Origin of the sequence: Pseudomonas sp. R43(2017) (assembly GCF_002112345.1) — a bacterium.
Taxonomy (GTDB): Bacteria; Pseudomonadota; Gammaproteobacteria; order Pseudomonadales; family Pseudomonadaceae; genus Aquipseudomonas; species Aquipseudomonas kribbensis.
The window spans coordinates 290293-310409 of the sequence record NZ_NEHJ01000002.1 but is presented as its reverse complement, the minus strand read 5'-3'; the positions used below and the strand labels follow the sequence as shown (position 1 = coordinate 310409).

Below are 20117 nucleotides of genomic sequence, written 5' to 3'. Positions count from 1 at the left end.
GTCGCCGGTTCGAGTTGAGTACTCAAGCCGGCAACCTCCCGTTTTTGTTTTGTGATCGAGCCTGCAAAGACGCAGGGCAATCCCGCCATTTGCCGTTTTTTTCACATCTTGTCCGGATAATTCCGGTCATCCTGGCGTCTGAGCCGGCCTCTTTGTGCTATTACCCATAGCCTGAATTTTCGGAACGCGTCCTCTGATGTCATCTCAAACTCAGCTCAACCCTGCCCGTCGTTCACGTTTCGCCCTGCGCTGGTATTACTGGCTGTTGCTGGTGGTCGCTGCCGCTTACGGTCTGGCGCATGCCATGCATTGGGATGACCGCGGCCTGCTTTGGGTGCGCGAGCGCTTTGAAAGCCCGACCGAGCGCAAGGAAAGTGTCTGGTTGCCGGACTATCGGGTGGTGATCGACGGCAAATTGCTGCCGGGCATGGAGAAGGACGAGGCCTCGGACCTGTCCTACGACCCGCAGACCAAGACCCTGTTTTCGGTGATGGGCAAGAACCCGTTCCTGGTCGAGCTGACCTTGCAGGGCGACGTGCTGCGCAAGATGCCGCTGGTGGGCTGGATCAATCCGGAAGGCGTGACGGTCATGGGCAATGGCTTGCTGGCCATCGTCGACGAGCGTGAGCACATGCTGTCGATCGTCAAGGTCGATGCCGGTACCCGCGAGCTGAAGCGCGACGATTTCCCGAAATACGACCTCGGTCCGTCGAAAAACCAGAACAAGGCCTTCGAAGCCATCACCTGGGACGCCCGCAATCAACGACTGTTGCTGGGCGAAGAGCGGCCACCGGCGCTGTTTACCTGGAAAAGCGACGGCACCCAGATCCTCACCGGCGACAAGCAGAAGCTGCCGAACGACGATCTGGACATCCGCAACCTCTCGGCGCTGGCCATTGATCCGCGTACCGGCCATACCCTGGTGCTGTCCGCCGACTCGCACCTGCTGCTGGAGCTGGACGAGAAGGGCGAGCAAGTCAGCTTCATGACCCTGCTCGGCGGTTTCAACGGTCTGAAGAACACCATTCCCCGCGCCGAAGGCGTGACCATGGACGAGCAGGGCACGCTGTATATGGTCAGCGAACCGAACCTGTTCTACCGCTTCGAAAAGCAGAAATAACCAGCCCGCCGCCGCAAGGTTGTCCTTCCGGGCAAGTGGCCTTTAAGCTTCGATTCAGACAGGCGTGATATTTCATCCGCCTGTTTTGATCCCGAGCCCAACCCGCATGCGTCGATTTGCCCGTCCCAAGCCACTTCTGATCATCCTTTCGGTGATTGCCCTGATCGCACTGATTGCGATCGGCCAATACCTGCGTCTGTTCGAGCGCGCCTGGTTCAACCTGCAAAGTCACTGGCAGCCCCACAGCATTGAAGCCATCAATCTGGATCAGTACCGCGTGGACATCGAGGCCCGGACTATTGAGGGGTTGAACGACGATGTCTCCGCGCTGACCTTCGATCCGTTGCGCAAGAGCCTGTTCACCGTCACCAACAAGAATGCCGAGCTGATCGAGCTGTCGCTGGAGGGCCGGATCCTGCGCCGTGTCGCACTGATCGGCTTCGGCGATGCGGAGGCGGTGGAGTTCATCAGCGCCGATACCTACGTCATCAGCGACGAGCGTCAGCAGCGTCTGATCAAGATCCATCTGGAGCACGACACCACGTTCCTCGATGCGGCGGACGCCGAGCAGATGACGCTCGGCGTGCACATGAGCGGTAATAAAGGGTTTGAAGGCCTGGCTTACGACTCGGTGGGCAAGCGTCTGTTCGTGGCCAAGGAGCGCGACCCGATGCTGATTTACGAAGTGCACGGCTTTCCGCACTTCAACCCGGAAAAGTCCTACGCAGTGCATGTGATCAACAACCCCAAGCGCGATGCCGGGATGTTCGTGCGTGACCTGTCGAGCCTGCAATACGACGAGCGCAGCGGCCATCTGTTGGCGCTGTCGGACGAGTCGCGGCTGATTCTGGAACTGGATGTGGACGGACGCCCGTTGAGCACGATGTCGTTGAGCGGTGGCCGGCAAGGACTGAAGAAAACCGTGCCGCAGGCGGAAGGTATCGCGATGGATGACGACGGGACGTTGTATCTGGTGAGTGAACCTAATCTGTTCTACGTCTTCAAGAAGACTGCGCAGAACTGACTGACGCCCCAAAAAACCAAATGTGGGAGCGGGCTTGCTCGCGAAAGCGGTGGATCAGTCAATGCAGATGTCGACTGCCCCACCGCTTTCGCGAGCAAGCCCGCTCCCACAGGGGGAAGCATTCGCCTACAAGAATGTGGGCAGACTGGGTTACTCAGCCTTCAGGGGTTTCACTCCTTCGCTGGTCCCCAGCAACAGCAGATCCGCCGGACGCGCCGCGAACAGGCCGTTGGTGACCACGCCGACGATCGCATTGATCTGCGCTTCCAGCTCCACCGGGTTGGTGATCTGCAGGTTGTGCACGTCGAGGATGATGTTGCCGTTGTCGGTCAGCACGCCTTCACGGTAGACCGGATCGCCGCCCAGTTTCACCAGTTGGCGGGCGACGTGGCTGCGAGCCATCGGAATGACTTCCACCGGCAGCGGGAACGCGCCGAGTACCGGCACCAGTTTGCTGCCGTCGGCGATGCAGATGAAGGTCTTGGCCACGGCCGCTACGATCTTCTCGCGGGTCAGGGCTGCGCCGCCGCCCTTGATCAGGTTCAGGTGCTCGTCGCTTTCGTCGGCGCCGTCGATGTAGAACTCCAGGTCGCTGACGGTGTTCAGCTCGTACACCGGAATCCCGTGGCCCTTGAGGCGCGCGGCGGTGGCTTCGGAGCTGGCGACCGCGCCATCGAACGCACCCTTGTGCTGGGCGAGGGCGTCGATGAAGCAGTTGGCGGTGGAGCCGGTGCCGACGCCGATGATGCTCTTGTCGTCGAGTTTCGGAAGGATGAAGTCGACGGCGGCCTGGGCCACGGCCTGTTTGAGTTGATCCTGGGTCATGCGGGCTCCGGAAGCGGGCAAGGTAAGAACGGAAAGGCCGGCATTATAGCCGCAAGCCGGGGTAAAACCTCTGCAATCGTGTGGTCGTCCGGCCGAAAGCCGGGTTAGACTCGTTGGCCCTGCCCAACCCGCTCAGTGATGCTTTCCGATGCTCGAACAGTACGTCAAGAAGATCCTCACCTCGCGCGTTTATGACGTTGCCGTAGAAACCCCGCTGCAGAACGCCCGCCAGCTCTCCGAGCGGCTGGGCAACGACATCTGGCTCAAGCGCGAAGACTTGCAGCCGGTGTTCTCGTTCAAGATTCGCGGCGCCTACAACAAGCTGACCCAGTTGAGCGACGAAGAACGCGCCCGTGGCGTGGTCACTGCGTCGGCGGGCAACCATGCGCAGGGGCTGGCCCTGGCGGCGAAAGTACTGGGCGTGAAGGCGACCATCGTGATGCCCAAGACCACCCCGGAGATCAAGGTCGAAGGCGTGCGTTCCCGTGGCGGCAAAGTGGTGCTGCACGGGGATTCGTTCCCGGAAGCCCTGGCCTACTCGCTGAAACTGGTCGATGAAAAAGGCTACGTCTACATCCACCCGTACGACGATCCGCACACCATTGCCGGGCAGGGCACCGTGGCGATGGAAATCCTGCGCCAGCACCCGCAGCCACTGGACGCGATCTTCGTGCCGGTGGGCGGCGGCGGTCTGATCGCCGGCATTGCGGCCTACGTGAAATACCTGCGGCCGGACATCAAGGTCATCGGCGTCGAGCCCGACGACTCCAACTGCCTGCAGGCAGCGATGGCTGCGGGCGAACGCGTGGTGCTGCCGACCGTGGGCATCTTCGCCGACGGCGTGGCGGTGGCGCAGATCGGCCAGCACACGTTCGATATCTGCAAGGATTACGTCGATGAAGTGATCACCGTCAGCACCGATGAAATCTGCGCGGCGATCAAGGACATCTACGACGATACCCGTTCGATCACCGAACCGGCCGGCGCCCTGGGTGTGGCCGGGATCAAGAAGTACGTCGAACAGCGCGGCGTCAGCGGCCAGACTTTCGTCGCCATCGATTCCGGCGCCAACGTCAATTTCGACCGCCTGCGCCACGTCGCCGAGCGCGCCGAGCTGGGCGAGGGCCGTGAAGCGATCATCGCCGTGACCATCCCGGAGCAGGCCGGCAGCTTCAAGGCGTTCTGCGAAGCCATCGGCAAGCGCCAGATCACCGAATTCAACTATCGCTACAACACCGGCAGCGAAGCGCACATCTTCGTCGGCGTGCAGACCCACCCGGAAAACGATCCGCGCAGCGCACTGCTGGCGAGCCTGACCGAGCAGGGTTTCCCGGTACTCGACCTCACCGACAACGAACTGGCCAAGTTGCACATCCGCCACATGGTCGGCGGGCGCGCGGCGCAGGTGGTCGATGAAGTGGTGCTGCGCTTCGAGTTCCCGGAGCGTCCGGGCGCGCTGTTCAACTTCCTCAACAAGCTCGGCGGGCGCTGGAACATCTCGATGTTCCACTATCGCAACCACGGCGCGGCGGACGGTCGTGTGGTCGCCGGCCTGCAGGTGCCTCACGACGAGCGACATCTGGTTCCCGCTGCGCTGGCGGAAATCGGCTACCCGTACTGGGACGAAAGCGACAACCCGGCCTATCAGCTGTTTCTTGGCTGAGCGGCTACGCTGATGGGCAGGCCTTAAGGAAATTCGACAATGGAAACGTTAACTGCCCTGAAAACGGCGCACATGGTCGCCACCGTGGTTCTGCTGGCGAGTGCGCTGGGGCTGGGCGTCTGGGTTTTACTGGCCCGACGCAAGGGTGATGCGACGGCGGGCAGCCGCACGTTGCAGCGACCACGGGTGTTTGTCTGGCTGCTGATGGGCCTGGCGCTGCTGAGCATGCCGTTCACCGGCTGGTGGATGGTGCATCTGGTGGGTTGGCCGCTGGGGCAGACGTGGATTCTGGCCTCCAGCGTGCTGTACACCGTGGCGGCGCTGGCGTGGTTCTGGCTGCTGGTGCGCTTGAACCGCTTGCGCAAGGCGCCGGGCGGCGTCGGCCGGTTCAGCTTTGCCCTGGCGCTGTTCAGTTTCGTCTGCTTTGTCGCGATTGCCGGATTGATGGGCGCCAAGCCGGTTTAAGGCCCGACGCCCGGTCTCGACATCAATCGCGCAGCGAGATGACCGACCAGCCACGCTTCTCGGCTTCGGCCCGCAGATTCGGGTCCGGATCAACAGCGACCGGATTCACAACCTGCTCCAGCAGCGGCAAGTCGTTCATCGAGTCGCTGTAGAAATAGCTGTCTTCCAGCGAATGCCCGGTCTCTTCCAGCCAGCGGTTCAGGCGCGTCACCTTGCCTTCGCGGAAGCACGGCACGTCGGTGCTGCGGCCGGTGTAGCGGCCGTCCTGCATCTCGCACTCGGTGGCGATCAGGGTTTCAACGCCCAGTCGCACGGCAATCGGTGCGGTGACGAAACGGTTGGTGGCAGTGATGATCACCAGTTTGTCGCCGGCGTCGCGGTGCTTTTTCAACAGCTCGACCGCTTTTGGAAGCATCAGTGGCTCGATGCAGTCGCGCATGAAGTCGCTGTGCCATTGCTCGAGCACGGCCATGTCGGTGCGGCCGAGGATTTCCAGGCAGAAGTTCAGGTACGCGGCGTTATCCAGTTTGCCCGCCAGGTAATCCTGGTAGAACTCGTCGTTGCGCGCCTTGTAGGCGATCGGGTCGAGGAAGCCGCGTTCACACAGATAGTCGCCCCAGGCGTGATCGCTGTCGCCGCCCAGAAGGGTGTTGTCCAAATCGAATAAAGCCAGGCGCATTGCAGTTACCCGCTGAAAAGTCAGTAAAAAGGCCACAAGAATACGGTCTTTTCACAAGAGTGCACATAAGCTCGGAACCTTCGTTGCCGCCTTCACAAGCTTTGTGGAACAATGCGGCGACATGCGTTTGCGAGGTTGTTGCCGTGATCGACCCCGATGGTTTCCGTCCTAATGTCGGGATCATTCTGACGAATGACGCCGGACAGGTGCTATGGGCTCGCCGTATCAATCAAGATGCCTGGCAGTTTCCACAGGGAGGAATCAATCCCGAGGAAACGCCGGAAGACGCCTTGTACCGCGAGTTGAACGAAGAAGTGGGCCTGGAACGCGAAGATGTTGAAATTCTCGCCTGTACCCGGGGCTGGTTGCGCTATCGTTTGCCGCAACGTCTGGTGCGAACCCACAGCCAACCGCTGTGCATCGGCCAGAAACAGAAGTGGTTTCTCCTGCGCCTGATCTCCAACGAGCAGCGGGTGCGGATGGATTTGACCGGTAAACCGGAGTTCGATGGCTGGCGCTGGGTCAGCTATTGGTATCCGCTGGGCCAGGTGGTGACATTCAAGCGCGAGGTGTATCGCCGCGCTCTCAAAGAGCTTGCCCCGCGCCTTTTAGCGCGCGACTGACGACGGAGTTCGACCCCGAGCCATGCTCAATACGCTGCGCAAGATCGTCCAGGAAGTTAACTCCGCCAAGGATCTCAAGGCGGCGTTGGGGATTATTGTGTTGCGCGTCAAAGAGGCCATGGGCAGCCAGGTCTGCTCGGTCTATCTGCTTGATCCCGAGACCAACCGCTTCGTCCTGATGGCCACCGAGGGCTTGAACAAGCGCTCGATCGGCAAGGTCAGCATGGCACCCAACGAAGGTCTGGTCGGTCTGGTCGGCACGCGTGAAGAACCCCTGAACCTCGAAAACGCCGCGGATCACCCGCGCTACCGCTACTTCGCCGAAACCGGCGAGGAGCGCTACGCCTCGTTCCTCGGGGCGCCGATCATTCACCACCGCCGCGTCGTCGGCGTGTTGGTCATCCAGCAGAAAGAACGCCGCCAGTTCGATGAAGGTGAAGAAGCCTTCCTCGTGACCATGAGCGCGCAGCTCGCCGGTGTAATCGCCCACGCCGAGGCCACCGGTTCGATCCGTGGCCTGGGCCGTCAGGGCAAGGGCATCCAGGAAGCCAAGTTCGTCGGTGTGCCGGGTTCGCCGGGCGCGGCGGTCGGTACGGCGGTGGTCATGCTGCCGCCGGCGGACCTCGATGTCGTGCCGGACAAGTCTGTCGACGACATCGATGCCGAAATAAAACTGTTCAAGAAGGCGCTTGAAGGCGTGCGCGCCGACATGCGCAACCTGTCGACCAAACTGGCCACCCAGTTGCGTCCCGAAGAGCGCGCGTTGTTCGACGTGTACCAGATGATGCTCGATGACGCGTCCCTCGGTAACGAAGTCAAAACCGTGATCAAGACCGGTCAGTGGGCCCAGGGCGCGCTGCGTCAGGTGGTGACCGACCACGTCAACCGTTTCGAGTTGATGGACGATGAATACTTGCGTGAGCGGGCGTCGGATGTGCGCGACCTCGGTCGCCGTCTGCTGGCCTACCTGCAGGAAGACCGTACGACCAACATGGTTTTCCCCGACAACACCATCCTGGTCAGTGAAGAGCTGACCGCCACCCAGCTCGGTGAAGTGCCGGAAGGCAAGCTGGTGGGGTTGGTCTCGGTACTGGGTTCGGGTAACTCCCACGTCGCGATCCTGGCCCGGGCCATGGGTATTCCGACGGTGATGGGTGTCGTCGACTTGCCGTACGCCAAGGTCGATGGCATCCCGATGATCGTCGACGGGATCAAGGGCGAAATCTACACCAACCCGAGCGAAGTGCTGATCAAGCAATTCGCCGACGTGGTGGAAGAAGAGAAGCAACTGGCCCTGGGCCTCGATACCCTGCGCGATTTGCCGTGCGTGACCCTCGACGGTCACCGCATGCCGCTGTGGGTCAACACCGGCCTGCTGGCGGACGTGGCGCGGGCGCAGAAGCGTGGGGCCGAAGGTGTCGGCCTGTATCGCACCGAAGTGCCGTTCATGATCAACCAGCGCTTCCCGAGCGAGAAGGAACAGCTGGCGATCTATCGCGAGCAACTCGCCGCGTTCCACCCGCAACCGGTGACCATGCGTACGCTGGACATCGGCGGTGACAAGGCGCTGTCGTACTTCCCGATCAAGGAAGACAACCCGTTCCTTGGCTGGCGCGGGATCCGCGTCACCCTCGACCACCCGGAAATCTTCCTGGTGCAGACCCGTGCGATGCTCAAGGCCAGCGAAGGCCTGAACAACCTGCGGATCCTGTTGCCGATGATCTCCGGCATCCATGAGCTCGAAGAGGCGTTGCACCTGATCCACCGGGCCTGGGGCGAAGTGCGCGACGAAGGCACCGATGTGCCGATGCCGCCGGTGGGCGTGATGATCGAGATTCCGGCGGCGGTCTACCAGACCCGAGAACTGGCGCGGATGGTGGATTTCCTGTCGGTGGGTTCCAACGACCTGACTCAGTATCTGCTGGCCGTGGACCGCAACAACCCGCGCGTGGCCGACCTCTACGACTACCTGCACCCGGCGGTGCTGCAAGCCTTGCAGATCGTCGTGCGCGACGCCCATGCCGAAGGCAAGCCGGTGAGCATCTGCGGCGAGATGGCCGGTGACCCGGCGGCAGCGGTGCTGTTGATGGCGATGGGCTTCGACAGCCTGTCGATGAACGCCACCAACTTGCCGAAAGTGAAGTGGATGCTGCGTCAGATCAACCTGAGCAAGGCCAAGGATCTGCTGGCGGAACTGATGACCATCGACAACCCGCAAGTTATCCACAGCTCGCTGCAACTGGCGCTGAAGAGTCTCGGGTTATCGCGGATGGTCAAACCGCTCTGAACAGAAGATCGCAGCCTTCGGGCTGCGATCTTCAAAGGTTGATCTCCACTTCCCCCAAATGCCCGCCGTACGGCCCGAAACTGCGTTCCACCATCCGCCGCGTCCCGTCCGCCTGCACGATCAGCGCCGTACTCGCCCGGGTCCCGTAACTCTGGCTGGCAATAAACACACTCGACAGCAACGACTCGGTCGCCAGCCCAACGCCGGTATCCGGCAGCTCGGCAAACGGTGCCGTCTGCGCATCCCCCAGCAGCGCGAGCAATTGCTCGGGCTGCGGATCATCCAGCATCGCACTCAATGCCGCCTTGGCCTTGAGCAGTTTCGGCCACGGCGTATCCAGCTCCGCATTTGAAAGTCCATAAATGCCCGGCTGCAACATCACCGGTTCCGAAGACCGCGCGTTGAAATGCCACAGCTCGTGGGCATTGCCCAGCAGCAGATTGAACCCGGCATATTCCGGCGAGCGGGCGACAACGTCGGACAAATAGTCATCGATCGACAGGTTTCCGGTCAGGAATCCCGCCACCAGTTCACCCCGGGAGCGCCGGGCCGGAGGCTGATGCGGATCGCGGATGTTGGTCAGCGCAGCAAAACGGCCGCTGGCGCCGAGGCCGAGCCAGGTGCCGCCGGCCTCCAGATCCCGTCCGGCATGGACGTGCGGCGACTCGGGCCACTGGGCCAGCGGCAGGCTGGGCCGGGCATAGAACTCGTCACGGTTGGCCGCGACGATCAGCGGCTGGGCATGCCCCGGCCGCCAGGCGAAAACGATCAGGCACATAAGGTGGTCCTTGTGTGTTTTTTGCCCACTCTACGCAGACATCGTCCGTGCATCCATCGCCAGTGGAGCCGAAGGCCATGCATCCGTTACCATGCCGCTCCGGTTTTGGGATGCGCCTCTGGAGGCAGTCATGGAATTTCTGCTCTATCTGGCGCTGGGTGCCTGTGCAGGCGTGCTGGCGGGGCTGTTCGGGGTTGGCGGCGGGATCATCATCGTCCCGGTGCTGGTGTTCAGTTTCACCTTGCAGGGTTTCGATCCGTCGATCCTGACCCACCTGGCCGTCGGCACGTCGCTGGCGACGATCATTTTCACCTCGGTCAACGCCGTGCGTGAACATCATCGACGCGGGGCGGTGCGCTGGCCGATTTTCGCCTGGATGACCGTCGGGATCCTGCTGGGTGCCGGTTTCGGGGCGCTGACCGCCGAAGCGATCTCCGGGCCCAACCTGCAGAAGATCATCGGTGTGTTCGCCCTGGTGATCGCGGCGCAGCTGGCGCTGGACGTCAAACCCAAGGCCAGCCGAACGGTGCCGGGCAAACTCGGTCTGACCGTGGCCGGCAGTGTGATCGGCTGGGCGTCGGCGATTTTCGGCATTGGCGGCGGCTCGCTGACCGTGCCGTTCCTGACCTGGCGCAGCGTGCCGATGCAGCAGGCCGTGGCGACTTCGTCGGCCTGTGGCCTGCCGATCGCCTTGGCAAGTGCAATAAGTTTCATGATTCTGGGCTGGCATGATCCGTTGCTGCCGGCCCATAGTCTCGGGTTTGTGTATCTGCCGGCGCTGCTGGGCATTGCGCTGACCAGCATGGTGTTCGCCCGGATCGGCGCGCGGCTGGCGCACAAGTTGTCGCCGAAGTTGCTGAAACGGCTGTTCGCCGCTTTGCTGTTCTGCGTGGGGCTGAGCTTTCTGTTCTGAGGCGTCTGTTCCGAGCAGGCCACAATCCTGGCTTAATCCTGAGGTGGCAGCGTCGCCCGGGAATTTTGAAGATTTGAACTCTAACGAGGAGTCGCAATGCTGCCTTACCCGCAGATCGACCCGGTGGCCCTGGCCATCGGTCCGCTGAAAATCCATTGGTACGGCCTGATGTATCTGGTCGGCATCGGCGGTGCGTGGCTGCTGGCGTCGCGCCGGCTCAACCGTTTCGACCCGACCTGGACCAAGGAGAAACTCTCCGACCTGGTGTTCTGGCTGTCGATGGGGGTGATTGTCGGCGGGCGGCTGGGCTATGTGCTGTTCTACGATCTGAGCGCCTACATCGCCAACCCGACACTGATTTTCGAAGTGTGGAAGGGTGGCATGTCGTTCCACGGCGGCTTCATCGGCGTGATGCTGGCGGCGTTGTGGTTCGGCAAGCGTAACGGCAAGTCGTTCTTCCAGCTGATGGACTTCGTCGCGCCGATGGTGCCGATCGGTCTGGGCGCCGGGCGTATCGGCAACTTCATCAACGCCGAGCTGTGGGGCAAGGCCACCGACGTGCCGTGGGCCATGGTGTTCCCGCCGTTCAGCGACCCGGCGCAACTGCCGCGTCACCCGTCGCAGCTGTATCAGTTCGCGCTCGAAGGCGTGGCACTGTTCCTGATCCTCTGGCTGTTCTCGCGCAAGCCGCGTCCAACCATGGCGGTCTCGGGCATGTTCGCGCTGTTCTATGGCATCTTCCGTTTCATCGTCGAATTCGTCCGCGTGCCGGACGCGCAACTGGGCTACCTGGCCTGGAACTGGCTGACCATGGGTCAGATCCTCTGCGTACCGATGATCATCGGCGGGCTGTTCCTGATCTGGCTGGCCTACCGCCGTGCCCCGTCGGCGCCGGTTGCACCGACAGCTTAAATATTCGAACCCCGGCGCAGTTGGCCGGGGCTCAAGGACACAGGTAACTCATGAAGCAATATCTCGATCTGGTGTCGCACGTCATCAACAACGGCACCAAACAGGCCAACCGTACCGGCGTGAACACCATCAGCTTTCCGGGCGCCATGCTGCGCTTCGATCTGCAGGAAGGTTTCCCGGCGATCACCACCCGCAAGATGGCGTTCAAATCGGCCATCGGCGAGATGTGCGGCTTTCTGCGTGGCGTGAACAACGCCGCCGAATTCCGTGCGCTGGGCTGCAAGGTCTGGGATCAGAACGCCAACGAAAACGCCCAGTGGCTGGCCAACCCGTTCCGCCAGGGCGAAGACGACCTCGGCGAAATCTACGGCGTGCAATGGCGCAAATGGCCGGCGTACAAGCAGATCCCGCTGAGCAACTCCGCCGCCATCGAACAGACCTTGAGCAATGGCTATAAGCAGATTGCCCAGGGCGAAGAAGACGGCCAGGCCTACGTGGTGTTGTACAAAGCCATCGATCAGGTGCGCCAGTGCGTCGACACGATCATCAAGGACCCTGGCAGCCGCCGCATCCTGTTCCACGGCTGGAACTGCGCCCAGCTCGATGAAATGGCCCTGCCGCCGTGCCATCTGCTGTACCAGTTCCACCCGAATGTCGAGACCAAAGAGATTTCTCTGACCCTCTACATCCGCTCCAACGATCTGGGCCTGGGCACGCCGTTCAACCTCACCGAAGGCGCCGCGCTGCTGAGCCTGATCGGTCGCCTGACCGGCTACACGCCGCGCTGGTTCACCTATTTCATCGGTGATGCCCACGTCTACGAAAACCACCTCGACATGCTCAACGAACAGCTCAAGCGCGAGCCGTTCGCCATGCCGAAGCTGAAGATTTCGGATCGTGTGCCGGAATTCGCCAAGACGGGTGTTTATCAGCCGGAATGGCTGGAGCTGGTGGAGCCGGGCGACTTCTCGCTGGAAGGCTACGAGCACCATGCGCCGATGACTGCGCCGATGGCGGTCTGATGCACGAGTGACAAAACGCTGAGGGAGCCAAATGGCTCCCTCAGTCGTTTCCGGGGTTCTTAATGGCCGTGACTGCGGCCCACATGCGAATGCTCGACTTCCGTCGCCACAACCCCGCCACTCACCTCAAGCCGCTGCAGGATCCCGCACTGATCCGCCTCCGGCCCTTCGCCACAGCGCTGGCGCAGGTCGAGCAGTTGCGTCTGCAACGCCAGCAACCCGTCGATCCGCGCCTTGACGTGCTGGATGTGCTCGTCGATCAGCGCATTCACGCTTTCGCACTGATCCTGCGGGCTGTCGCGCAAGGCGAGCAGGCTGCGGATTTCTTCGAGGGTCATGTCGAGGGTGCGGCAGTTGCGGATGAAGGTCAGGCGCTCGGCGTGGGCCTGGGTGTAGACGCGGTAGTTGCCGTCGCTGCGGGCCGGCTCCGGCAGCAGGTTTTCGCGCTCGTAGTAGCGGATGGTTTCCACGGCGCAATCGGTCTGTTTCGCCAGTTCTCCGATCTTCATGACGGCAATCTCCAAATGGGTGCTTGACCCTATAGTGGCTACAGGGTCTTTACTTGGCAACAGGCACCTTCATGGACGCGACCAATGAGCGATTCCCAGCACACCCACAAATCCCACGCGGGACACGACCACAGCCACAAATTGCAGCCTGTGCATAAACATGACCATGGCGCTGATTCCTGCTGTGCATCAAAAGCCGCGGCCCCGTCGCTGATTCAACTGAGCGAAGCGAAAAGCGCCGACGCCCGGTTGAGCAGTTTCCGCATCGAAGCAATGGACTGTCCGACCGAGCAGACGCTGATCCAGAACAAGCTCGGCAAACTGGCCGGGATCCAGCAGTTGGAATTCAACCTGATCAACCGCGTGCTCGGCGTGACCCACAATCTGCCGGACACCGCGCCGATCATCGACGCGATCAAATCCCTCGGCATGCAGGCCGAGCCGCTGGAGGCGGGCGTTGATGCCCCGGCCGCCGCCCCGGTGAAAAAACACTGGTGGCCGCTGGCGCTGTCCGGCGTCGGTGCGCTCGCTGCCGAAGTGATCCACTTCACCAGCGCTGCCCCGACCTGGGTGGTGGCGATCATTGCGCTGATCTCGATCCTCAGCGGCGGCCTCACCACCTACAAGAAGGGCTGGATCGCCCTGAAGAACCGCAACCTCAACATCAACGCCCTGATGAGCATCGCCGTGACCGGCGCCGTGTTGATCGGCCAGTGGCCGGAAGCAGCGATGGTGATGTTCCTGTTCACCGTGGCCGAGCTGATCGAAGCGCGCTCGCTGGATCGCGCACGCAACGCCATCAGCGGTCTGATGCAGATGACGCCGGAGCAGGCGACTGTGTTGCAGGCGGACGGCAACTGGGTCGAACTGGATGTGAAAAGCATCGATCTCGGCGCCCGCGTGCGGGTGAAACCCGGTGAGCGCATTGCGCTGGACGGTGAAGTCGTCAGCGGCAGTTCGACCATCGATCAGGCGCCGATTACCGGCGAAAGCCTGCCGGTGGAAAAAACCGTCGGCGACAAAGTCTTCGCCGGCACCATCAACCAGGCCGGCTCACTGGAATACACAGTGACCGCAGCGGCAAACAATTCCACCCTGGCGCGGATCATCCACGCCGTGGAACAGGCGCAAGGCGCACGTGCGCCGACCCAGCGCTTCGTCGATCAGTTCTCGAAGATCTACACCCCGGTGGTCTTCGTTCTGGCCCTGGCCGTGGCGATCATCCCGCCGCTGTTCATGGGCGCCGTATGGTTCGACTGGATCTACCGTGCGCTGGTGCTGCTGGTGGTCGCGTGCCCGTGCGCACTGGTGATTTCCACCCCGGTGACCATCGTCAGCGGCCTCGCCGCGGCGGCGCGCAAAGGCATTCTAGTCAAGGGCGGCGTGTACCTTGAGGGCGGTTTCAAGCTCGACTATCTGGCCCTCGACAAGACCGGCACCATCACCCACGGCAAGCCGGTGCAGACCGATTACCTGTCCCTCGACCCGACTGCCGACGCCACAGCCCCGACCATTGCCGCCGCGCTGGCCGGGCGTTCCGATCACCCGGTGTCCCTGGCCATCGCCAATGCCGCTGTGGATAAAGGTTTCGCCACGTTGGTTGTGGATAACTTCGAAGCGCTGGCCGGGCGCGGTGTGAAGGGTGAGGTCAACGGTCAGGCCTACCATTTGGGCAATCACCGACTGGTGGAAGAACTGGGCTTGTGCTCGCCGCAACTGGAAGAAAAGCTGTTCGCGCTGGAGAAACAGGGCAAGTCCGTGGTGTTGCTGCTCGACCGTTCCGGCCCGCTGGCGCTGTTCGCCGTGGCCGACACCGTCAAGGAAACCAGCCGCGAGGCGATCCGCCAACTGCACGACCTGGGCGTGAAAACCCTGATGCTGACCGGCGACAACGTCCACACCGCGCAGGCGATTGCGGCGCAGGTCGGCATCGATCAGGCCAAGGGCGACTTGTTGCCGACCGACAAACTGCAGGCCATCGAAGACCTGTACGCGCAGGGGCGCCGGGTCGGCATGGTCGGCGACGGCATCAACGATGCGCCGGCACTGGCTCGGGCCGAGATCGGTTTTGCGATGGCGGCAGCCGGCACCGATACCGCGATTGAAACCGCCGATGTCGCCCTGATGGACGACGATCTGCGCAAGATTCCGGCCTTCATCAGCCTGTCCCGCAACACGGCCAGCATCCTGAAACAGAACATTGCGTTGGCTTTGGTGATCAAGGCTATCTTTCTTGGGGTAACCTTCGCCGGGCTCGCCACCATGTGGATGGCGGTGTTTGCCGACATGGGCGTGAGCCTGCTGGTGGTGTTCAACGGTTTGCGCCTGCTGCGCAAATAGAGGAAGAGGGACAGTTGTGCTGAGTGCCGAGCTGAAAGCGTTTTACATGGTGGCCCGGCTGGGCAGCATCACGCTGGCGGCGAAGAAGCTCAGCCTCAGCCAACCGACCGTGACCACCCAGATCCGCAATCTGGAAAGCCAGTACTCGGTGGAGCTGTTCTACCGTGGCGGCCGGCGCCTGAGTGTCAGCGATGAAGGCGCGCGGCTGCTGCCGATGGTCAAGGCGCTGTTGCAGCAGGAAGCCGACATCGAGTTCTTCCTGCGCAACAGCGGCCAGGTGCAGGGCACGCTGCGTATCGCCGCCACGGCGCCGTATTACATCCTCGATCTGGTGAAGACCTTCCGCGAGCGTTTGCCGCAGGTGGAAGTGTCGGTGGAAATCGGCAATTCACAGCAAGTGCTGGAAGCGCTGGAGGATTACCGGGTGGATGTCGCGGCGTCGTCGCAATTGCTCGACGATGCGCGGCTGATCCGTCGGGTGCTCGGCAGCGATCCGCTGGTGCTGGCGGTGCATCGCAATCATCCGCTGGCGGCGCACGACCATGTGACGCTGAACGCGCTGGCCGGGCATACCCTGTTGATGCGCGAGCCGGGCTCGACCACCCGTCGTCTGACTGAAGAATTGCTGGCCGGCGCCGGAGTCAGTTTCGGCCCGTTGCTGGAAATCGGCAGCCGCGAGTCGATCCGCGAAGCAGTGCTGCGCAACATCGGCATCAGCATCATTGCCCGCCAGGAAGTGCCGCACGATCCGCAGTTGCGGGTGCTGACCCTGGAGAATGCGCCGCAGATCCCCGAATACCTCTACTGCCTCAAGGAACGCAAGAACGCGCGGTTGCCGGCAGCGTTTCTCGGGCTGGCGCAGGAAATGTCTCCGGCCTGATCAACCAAAATCCCTGAATACCACTATCGGTCGTTTTTGCCTTGTTGCCATATGACCGACGCATTACAACTCTAGGATTCGTCTCATCTGCTTGATGAGGCCTGTCCATGAACCCTGCAATCGCAACTGCCCTGACCAACCCCGGCGCTCCGATGAAAGTGCGCGGCGTGCAGAAGCGCTTCGGCGCCTTCACGGCGCTGGATAACGTCTCCCTCGATGTCGCGGCCGGTGAGCTGGTGTGCCTGCTCGGCCCTTCGGGCTGCGGCAAGACCACGCTGCTGCGTTGCATCGCCGGTCTGGAGAAACAGGACAGCGGCGAGTTGTACCTCGGCGATCGCGATGTTTCCCACCTCGCGCCCCAGGCTCGGGACTACGGGATCCTGTTCCAGTCCTACGCGCTGTTCCCCAATCTGACCGTCGAAGCGAACATTGCCTACGGCCTCGCCGGCAGTGGTCGCGATGAAGTACGTCGTCGAGTCGGTCAGATGCTGGAACTGGTCGGCCTCAGCGGCAGTGAGAAAAAGTACCCGGGTCAGTTGTCCGGCGGCCAGCAACAACGGGTGGCGCTGGCTCGTGCCTTGGCGCCGGCGCCGTCGCTGCTGTTGCTCGACGAACCGATGTCGGCCCTAGACGCCCGGGTCCGCGAGCATCTGTGCACCGAGCTGCGCCAGCTGCAGCGCAACCTCGGAATCACCACCCTGATGGTCACCCACAATCAGGACGAAGCCATGCTGATGGCCGACCGCATCGCCGTGATGAACAACGGCAAGGTCGAGCAGTACGCCACCCCGCAGGAAATCTACAACCGCCCGGCCACGCCGTTCGTGGCCGAGTTCGTCGGCCAGGGCAACTGGCTGCCGTTCCAGCGCAGCAGCGACAGCCACGCCAAGGTCGGCGGGATGAACCTGCGTCTGGCCGATGGCAGCGTCCACAGCCCGTCAGGCCGACTGTTCTGCCGCCCGGAAGCAATCAACGTCAATCCGCTGGTGCATGAGGAAAACCTGTTCCCGGCCAAGGTCCGCGAGATCACCTTCCTCGGCAACCGCTGCCGCATGAGCTTCGAACTCGATCAATTGCCCGGTCATGCCTTGCTTGCTGAACTGGCGCCGGAAGCCATGCCGCGTCTTGGCGCCCAGCAGATCATGGTCGCCTTGCCACCGCGCAGCCTGCAGGTGTTTGCCTGATGAACAGCAACCTCGCACTGCCGCTACCGCAAAAGCAGGCGCGGCAGGTGTCCGGGGCCGAGGTCGGCGACCGGATCTTTGTCCTCGGCGGCAAACTTCTGCTGCTGGTGCTGCTCGGTGTGGCGGTGCTGTTGCCATTGCTGGCGATCTTCTGGCGCGGCTTCAGCAGCGAAGCCGGGCAGGGCGGAGGCTGGCTCGCCGCGAAGGAGCTGGTGACCAGTGACAACTTCCACTGGCTGCTCGGTAACAGCCTGAAAGTTTCCCTGAGCGTGGCGGCCATCGTCGTACCGCTGGCCTACCTGTTTGCCTACGCCTTGCAGCGCACGTTGATTCCGGCAAAGGGCATCTGGCGCGGGATCTCCCTGCTGCCACTGATGGCGCCGTCGATGCTGCCGGGGATTGCGCTGGTGTATCTGTTCGGCAATCAGGGGATGTTGCGCGGGCTGCTGTCGGACAACATCTACGGCTTCTGGGGGATTGTTCTGGGTGAGGTGATCTACACCTTCCCACACGCCTTGATGATTTTGCTGTCAGCCCTGTCGCTGGCGGATGCGCGACTGTTCGACGCTGCGTCGAGCATGGGCGCCAGTCCTGCGAAAGCCTTCCGCAGCATCACCTGGCCGGCGACACGCCAGGCTGTGTTCGCCGCATTCTGTCTGGTGTTCACCCTGACCATCACCGATTTCGGTGTGCCGGTAGTGGTCGGTGGCGACTATCAAGTGCTGGCGCTGGAAGCCTACAAAGCGGTGGTCGGCCAGCAGCAATTCGGTCGCGGTGCGTTGATCGGCATGGTTCTGCTGCTGCCGGCGCTGTTCAGCTTTGGTGTCGATGCCTGGCTGCGTCGGCGGCACGGCGACTCCATGAGCGGCCGTGCCCAGGTGTTCAAACCGGCGCCGTCGAAGACGCGCGACGCTTGTTATCTGGCCATCGTCCTGCTGATCAGCGCGGCGTTGCTGCTGGTGTTCGGCATGGCGGTGTTCTCGTCGCTGGTGAAGTTCTGGCCGTACAACCTGTCGCTGTCGCTCAACCACTACCAGTTCAACGAGACCGCCGGCGGTGGTTGGCTGGCCTACGGCAACAGTCTGAAAATGGCGCTGGGTACGGCGTTGATCGGCAGTGTGCTGATCTTCACCGGCGCCTACCTGATGGAAAAGACCCGCAGCCAGCGCGGGCTGAATCTGACGCTACGCATGCTCAGTTTCGTACCGATGGCGGTGCCGGGGCTGGTGTTGGGTCTGGGTTATGTCTTCTTCTTCAACCTCACCGGCAACCCGCTGCACGTGTTGTACGGGACCATGACCCTGCTGATCGTCTGCACCATTGCTCACTATCTGACCACTGCGCAGATGACCGCCACCACCGCGCTGCGCCAGCTCGACGCCGAGTTCGAAGCCGCCGCGCTGTCGCTCAAGGCGCCGCTGTACCGGCATTACCTGCGGGTCACCGTGCCGATCTGCCTGCCGGCGCTGCTGGACATCGTGCGCTACCTGTTCGTCTCGGCCATGACCACCGTTTCCGCCGCGATCTTCCTCTACAGCCCCGACACCATCCTCGCAGCGGTGGCGGTGCTGAACATGGATGACGCCGGCAACGTCGGCGGTGCGGCGGCGATGTCGACCCTGATTCTGTTCACCTCGGCGGGCGTGTCCTTGCTGCTGGCGTGGGCTTCGCGCGGCTTGCTGCGCCGTTCCCAGGCCTGGCGGCAAACGGCGCCCGGCCACTGATCCACGACTTGTCCCTTTAGCCTCAACTCACCTACAGGAAAACGATCATGTTCAAGCCTATGGCCCTGGCCGCTGCTGTGCTCGCTACTTTCAGCCTGAATGCCTTCGCGGCAAAAACCGAGTTGACGGTGTACACCGCCCTCGAAGCCGAACAGCTGACCGCCTACAAGGCTGCGTTCGAAAAAGCCAACCCGGACGTCGAGATCAAGTGGGTGCGTGACTCCACCGGGATCATCACCGCCAAACTGCTGGCCGAAAAGGATCGCCCGCAGGCTGACGCGGTATGGGGCCTGGCCGCTTCGAGCCTGGCGATCCTCGATCAGCAAGGCATGCTGCAAAGCTATGCGCCGAAGGACCTGGGCAAGATCGGCGCGAACTATCGCGACGCCGCCAACCCGCCAGCCTGGGTCGGCATGGATGTCTGGGCCGCGACCATTTGCTTCAACACTGTCGAGGCCGAGAAGCAGGGCCTGACCAAACCGGTGAGCTGGCAGGACCTGACCAAGCCTGAGTACAAAGGCAAGATCGTGATGCCGAACCCGGCCTCGTCCGGCACCGGTTTCCTCGACGTCAGCGCCTGGCTGCAAACCTTCGGCGAGAAACAGGGCTGGGCCTACATGGACGGTCTGCACCAGAACATCGGCCAGTACGTTCACTCCGGTTCCAAGCCTTGCAAACTGGCGGCCGCTGGCGAATTCCCGATCGGGATTTCCTTCGAGTACCCGGCCGTTCAGCTGAAGCGTCAGGGCGCGCCGCTGGACATCATCCTGCCGAAGGAAGGCCTGGGCTGGGAGATCGAAGCGACTGCCGTGATCAAAGGCACGCCGCATGAAGAGGCCGCGAAGAAACTGGCCGACTTCTCCGCCAGCGCCCCGGCGATGGATCTGTACAAGGAAAACTTCGCCGTCCTCGCTCAGCCGGGCATCGCCAAGCCGCAGACCGAACTGCCGGCCGACTACGAGCAGCGCCTGATCAAGAACGACTTTGCCTGGGCCTCGAAGAACCGCGACGAGATCCTGACCGAATGGCGCAAGCGCTATGACGGCAAGTCCGAGAAAGTCGCTGCCAAGTAAAAACTTCATCGACTGACAGGGCCTCTTCGCGAGCAAGCTCGCTCCCACAGGGAATTGCGTTGTGAATGCGTTCCAGTGTGGGAGCGAGCTTGCTCG

18 protein-coding genes are annotated in these 20117 nt (G+C 62.3%); 14 read left to right on the top strand and 4 right to left on the bottom strand.

What is annotated here, in order from left to right; genetic code table 11:
• Window positions 1–196 precede the first annotated feature (196 nt).
• Together CAG02_RS05980 and CAG02_RS05975 are read left to right on the top strand one after the other, a co-directional pair.
• Entirely contained in the window at window positions 197–1120 is a 924-nt protein-coding gene (locus tag CAG02_RS05980) for an SdiA-regulated domain-containing protein (RefSeq protein WP_085709018.1), read from the top strand.
• 106 nt (window positions 1121–1226) lie between these two features.
• Window positions 1227–2144 carry an SdiA-regulated domain-containing protein gene (locus CAG02_RS05975; protein WP_085709019.1) on the top strand — a complete coding sequence of 306 codons (918 nt, stop codon included), beginning with the start codon at window positions 1227–1229 and terminating at the stop codon, window positions 2142–2144.
• A 150-nt stretch (window positions 2145–2294) separates the two neighbouring features.
• Here the strand turns inward: CAG02_RS05975 and rpiA are convergent, their stop codons facing one another.
• Window positions 2295–2969: a ribose-5-phosphate isomerase RpiA gene (gene rpiA / locus CAG02_RS05970; protein ID WP_085709020.1), complete on the bottom strand. Its 675-nt coding sequence runs from the start codon at window positions 2967–2969 to the stop codon at window positions 2295–2297.
• Window positions 2970–3117: 148 nt separating this feature from the next.
• On the opposite strand from rpiA, the gene ilvA reads away from it, so the two are divergent.
• Window positions 3118–4632, top strand: coding sequence for a threonine ammonia-lyase, biosynthetic (gene ilvA, locus CAG02_RS05965; protein ID WP_085709021.1), 1515 nt, complete (start codon window positions 3118–3120; stop codon window positions 4630–4632).
• Window positions 4633–4671: 39 nt separating this feature from the next.
• Window positions 4672–5097, top strand: coding sequence for a DUF2269 domain-containing protein (locus CAG02_RS05960; RefSeq protein ID WP_085709022.1), 426 nt, complete (start codon window positions 4672–4674; stop codon window positions 5095–5097).
• Window positions 5098–5119: 22 nt separating this feature from the next.
• Here CAG02_RS05960 and CAG02_RS05955 read toward each other — a convergent pair whose 3' ends face one another.
• Window positions 5120–5776: an HAD family phosphatase gene (locus CAG02_RS05955; RefSeq protein ID WP_085709023.1), complete on the bottom strand. Its 657-nt coding sequence runs from the start codon at window positions 5774–5776 to the stop codon at window positions 5120–5122.
• Between the two features lie 143 nt (window positions 5777–5919).
• Here CAG02_RS05955 and CAG02_RS05950 point away from each other — a divergent pair, with 143 nt between their 5' ends.
• Together CAG02_RS05950 and ptsP are read left to right on the top strand one after the other, a co-directional pair.
• Window positions 5920–6399: an RNA pyrophosphohydrolase gene (locus CAG02_RS05950; protein ID WP_003229203.1), complete on the top strand. Its 480-nt coding sequence runs from the start codon at window positions 5920–5922 to the stop codon at window positions 6397–6399.
• A 22-nt stretch (window positions 6400–6421) separates the two neighbouring features.
• A complete protein-coding gene (ptsP, locus tag CAG02_RS05945; protein ID WP_085709024.1) occupies window positions 6422–8686 on the top strand; it encodes a phosphoenolpyruvate--protein phosphotransferase in 2265 nt (754 codons plus the stop codon).
• Between the two features lie 31 nt (window positions 8687–8717).
• Here the strand turns inward: ptsP and CAG02_RS05940 are convergent, their stop codons facing one another.
• Window positions 8718–9464, bottom strand: a complete 747-nt coding sequence (locus CAG02_RS05940; protein WP_085709025.1) for an NRDE family protein — start codon at window positions 9462–9464, stop codon at window positions 8718–8720.
• 130 nt (window positions 9465–9594) lie between these two features.
• Between CAG02_RS05940 and CAG02_RS05935 the strand changes: the two genes are divergently transcribed.
• From CAG02_RS05935 to CAG02_RS05925, 3 genes are all read left to right on the top strand, one after another.
• Window positions 9595–10377, top strand: a complete 783-nt coding sequence (locus CAG02_RS05935; RefSeq protein ID WP_085709026.1) for a sulfite exporter TauE/SafE family protein — start codon at window positions 9595–9597, stop codon at window positions 10375–10377.
• Window positions 10378–10473: 96 nt separating this feature from the next.
• Window positions 10474–11289: a prolipoprotein diacylglyceryl transferase gene (gene lgt / locus CAG02_RS05930; protein ID WP_065258902.1), complete on the top strand. Its 816-nt coding sequence runs from the start codon at window positions 10474–10476 to the stop codon at window positions 11287–11289.
• 50 nt (window positions 11290–11339) lie between these two features.
• Window positions 11340–12311, top strand: a complete 972-nt coding sequence (locus CAG02_RS05925) for a thymidylate synthase (RefSeq protein WP_085709027.1) — start codon at window positions 11340–11342, stop codon at window positions 12309–12311.
• 59 nt (window positions 12312–12370) lie between these two features.
• Here CAG02_RS05925 and cadR read toward each other — a convergent pair whose 3' ends face one another.
• Window positions 12371–12820, bottom strand: coding sequence for a Cd(II)/Pb(II)-responsive transcriptional regulator (gene cadR / locus CAG02_RS05920; RefSeq protein WP_064600182.1), 450 nt, complete (start codon window positions 12818–12820; stop codon window positions 12371–12373).
• An 84-nt stretch (window positions 12821–12904) separates the two neighbouring features.
• On the opposite strand from cadR, the gene CAG02_RS05915 reads away from it, so the two are divergent.
• The 5 genes from CAG02_RS05915 to CAG02_RS05895 all read left to right on the top strand — a co-directional run bounded on the left by CAG02_RS05915 (window position 12905) and on the right by CAG02_RS05895 (window position 20021).
• Window positions 12905–15160: a heavy metal translocating P-type ATPase gene (locus tag CAG02_RS05915; protein WP_085709028.1), complete on the top strand. Its 2256-nt coding sequence runs from the start codon at window positions 12905–12907 to the stop codon at window positions 15158–15160.
• 16 nt (window positions 15161–15176) lie between these two features.
• Window positions 15177–16040: a LysR family transcriptional regulator gene (locus CAG02_RS05910; protein WP_085709029.1), complete on the top strand. Its 864-nt coding sequence runs from the start codon at window positions 15177–15179 to the stop codon at window positions 16038–16040.
• Between the two features lie 107 nt (window positions 16041–16147).
• Window positions 16148–17224, top strand: a complete 1077-nt coding sequence (locus CAG02_RS05905; RefSeq protein ID WP_085709030.1) for a putative 2-aminoethylphosphonate ABC transporter ATP-binding protein — start codon at window positions 16148–16150, stop codon at window positions 17222–17224.
• Entirely contained in the window at window positions 17224–18948 is a 1725-nt protein-coding gene (locus CAG02_RS05900) for a putative 2-aminoethylphosphonate ABC transporter permease subunit (protein ID WP_085709031.1), read from the top strand. Before CAG02_RS05905 ends, CAG02_RS05900 begins: the two co-directional genes overlap by 1 nt.
• Before the next feature lie 47 nt (window positions 18949–18995).
• Window positions 18996–20021, top strand: coding sequence for a putative 2-aminoethylphosphonate ABC transporter substrate-binding protein (locus CAG02_RS05895; RefSeq protein WP_085709032.1), 1026 nt, complete (start codon window positions 18996–18998; stop codon window positions 20019–20021).
• The last annotated feature ends 96 nt before the right edge of the window (window positions 20022–20117 follow it).